Source organism: Sulfitobacter sp. HI0129 (genome assembly GCF_001635395.1).
GTDB lineage: Bacteria > Pseudomonadota > Alphaproteobacteria > Rhodobacterales > Rhodobacteraceae > Sulfitobacter.
In genome coordinates this window covers 1-2,513 of sequence record NZ_LWGH01001052.1, presented here as the reverse complement: position 1 = coordinate 2,513, position 2,513 = coordinate 1, and the positions used below count along the sequence as shown (strand labels likewise).

The 2,513-nt window shown below is 61.8% G+C and carries 3 protein-coding genes; 2 read left to right on the top strand and 1 reads right to left on the bottom strand.

Annotated features, from left to right (window positions below; genetic code table 11):
* Both A3764_RS22480 and A3764_RS22475 read left to right on the top strand, forming a co-directional pair.
* Positions 1-1,542 (top strand): ATP-dependent helicase (locus A3764_RS22480; protein ID WP_161487535.1); only part of this gene is annotated, 1,542 nt, incomplete at its 5' end.
* Positions 1,543-1,727: 185 nt separating this feature from the next.
* Positions 1,728-2,162 carry a BLUF domain-containing protein gene (locus A3764_RS22475; protein WP_067928315.1) on the top strand — a complete coding sequence of 145 codons (435 nt, stop codon included), beginning with the start codon at positions 1,728-1,730 and terminating at the stop codon, positions 2,160-2,162.
* Between the two features lie 225 nt (positions 2,163-2,387).
* On the opposite strand, the gene A3764_RS24310 is transcribed toward A3764_RS22475, so the two are convergent.
* On the bottom strand, positions 2,388-2,507 hold the full coding sequence (locus tag A3764_RS24310; protein WP_082866016.1) for a DUF1127 domain-containing protein: 120 nt from the start codon (positions 2,505-2,507) through the stop codon (positions 2,388-2,390).
* Positions 2,508-2,513: the final 6 nt, after the last annotated feature.

Sequence of the window (2,513 nt, the reverse complement as noted above, 5' to 3'; positions counted from 1 at the left end):
AAGGATTTCCCCGGCGCCCATGTGGTGCGGCTGGAACAGAATTATCGCTCCACGCCCCATATCCTCGCCGCCGCATCGGGCGTGATCGCGGGCAACGAGGGCCGGCTGGGCAAAACACTCTGGACCGAGGCGCAGGAGGGCGAGAAGGTCCGCCTAATCGGCCATTGGGACGGTGAGGAGGAAGCCCGCTGGATCGGGGACGAGATCGAGGCGGCGCAGCGCGGGACGCGCGGTCAGCGGCCATATTCGCTCGACGATATGGCGATCCTCGTGCGGGCCAGCCACCAGATGCGCGCCTTCGAGGACCGGTTCCTCACCATCGGTCTTCCCTACCGGGTGATCGGGGGGCCGCGATTCTACGAACGTTTGGAAATCCGCGATGCGATGGCCTATTTCCGCATCGCCACCAGCCCGGACGATGATCTCGCATTCGAGCGGATCGTGAACACGCCAAAGCGCGGGCTGGGCGACAAGGCGCAGCAGAAGATACAGGTAACAGCCCGCGAACATCGCACATCGCTGGTGGAGGGCGCGCGAATCCTGCTGGCCCATGGCGGGCTTTCCGGCAAGGGCGCGGCGCAACTGCGGCAACTGGTCGAAGGCATCGACCGCTGGCACGCCATGACGCGCGGGCCTCTGTTGACCACGCGGATCGGCGATGATGACGTCATCGACGATGGCATCGACCGGCAGGAATACGGCCCCCCCGAAACGAGCCATGTCGAGCTGGCCCAGATCATCCTGGACGAAAGCGGCTACACCGCCATGTGGCAGAACGACAAGACGCCCGAGGCGCCCGGCCGGCTGGAAAACCTCAAGGAACTCGTGAAGGCGCTGGAGCAGTTCGAAAACCTTCAGGGCTTTCTCGAACATGTCAGCCTGATCATGGACAATGAAAGCGACGAGGGCGGTGCCAAGGTCAGCATCATGACGCTGCATGCCGCGAAGGGTCTGGAATTTCCGGTTGTCTTCCTGCCCGGCTGGGAAGACGGGCTGTTCCCCTCACAGCGCTCGATGGACGAAAGCGGGATCAAGGGCCTCGAAGAGGAACGCCGCCTTGCCTACGTCGGCATCACCCGGGCGGAGGAGGTCTGCACCGTGTCCTTTGCCGCCAACCGCCGCGTCTTCGGCCAATGGCAAAGCAGCATGCCCTCGCGTTTCGTCGACGAACTGCCCGAAGATCATGTGGAGGTGCTGACACCCCCGGGCCTTTATGGCGGCGGCTATGGCGCGGCCATGCCGCAGAGCACCCTGCACGAAGCCGCGGCCGAGGCGAATGTCTACAATTCGCCCGGCTGGCGACGTCTTCAGGCGCGATCGGGCCAGCGCAGCGTGAGCCAGCCGAAGGAAAGCCGGAACGTCACCATCGACATGAACGCCGTCAGCGCCTTCACCATGGGGGAGCGGGTCTTTCATCAAAAGTTCGGCTATGGCGAGGTGATCGGCATCGAGGGCGACAAACTCGAAGTGGCTTTTGAAAAGGCCGGTACGAAAAAGGTCGTCTCGCGCTTTCTGACCGGGGAAAACGACGTCCCGTTTTGATGCGCTGCAGCAGCCTGATCGCGCGGTGCAGGCCCTAAGGGCGGGGCACCTGAGTCTCACGCGCCATGATTTTACCTTATTTCGCGCCTAACTTCGGCGTCGAATCATTTGAAATGATGAAGTATTCTGATTTCCGGGGGCGATTTCGTGCCGTTCGGTGTGTTTTTTGAAGAAGGATGGCATTCTTGTTGCTTCAACTCATTTACGTCAGCAGTGCGTATGGCCCCGTGAAAAGCGATGACCTTTCCCAGATTCTCGGCCAGTCGCGCAAAAATAACGAAAAGGACGACATTACCGGGCTGCTCGTCTTTGACGACGGGCTGTTCTTTCAGGTTCTCGAAGGACCCGAAGACGCCGTGAAGCGCTGCTTCAACCGGATCGCAAAGGATGAAAGGCATGGCAGCATCGCCCTTTGCATGGAAAGCCACGTGGAAGCCCGCGCTTTTCCGAACTGGTCAATGGGGTTCAAGCGGCCCGAGGAGCTGGGCGAAGCGAGCCTTTCCGCCGTTCATTCAATTGCCGAGCTTCAGGAACGTCTGGGCAAGGACCTTGGGACGGATCCGGCGGTGGCCGAACTGACCCGCACAATTCTGGGTATCACTGGCCGCGTGGCCGCCTGACCCGACAGGGCGCCCGCAGCGCGGTGGGCGCATAGCTTTAGAGGGGTGAAATAAAAAAGACGGCGATGCCAGGGAGGAGGCACCGCCGTCTCTTTCTGCGAACCGGGTCATCGGGGAGGACGTGCCCGGTTCGGGTCGGGACCGCATCATCAGGGAGGAGGAAAGGTGATGCAGCCCCCTACAGACCCGCGCCGGGGAGGCGGCGCAGGTCCGATTCAGTAATCCTTACAGAGCGTTGCGGCTCGACTCGATCGCGATGCGACGGATTTCGGAGCGGCTGATGCCCAGATCGTTCAACTCGCGGTTCGACAGTTCGCTCAGCTCGGCGAAGGTCTGACGGAACATGCGGTT

Bases quoted from the DNA above. Each gene is read 5' to 3' on its own strand.
- A3764_RS24310 (WP_082866016.1), bottom strand. From the start codon at position 2,507: ATGTTCCGTCAGACCTTCGCCGAGCTGAGCGAACTGTCGAACCGCGAG.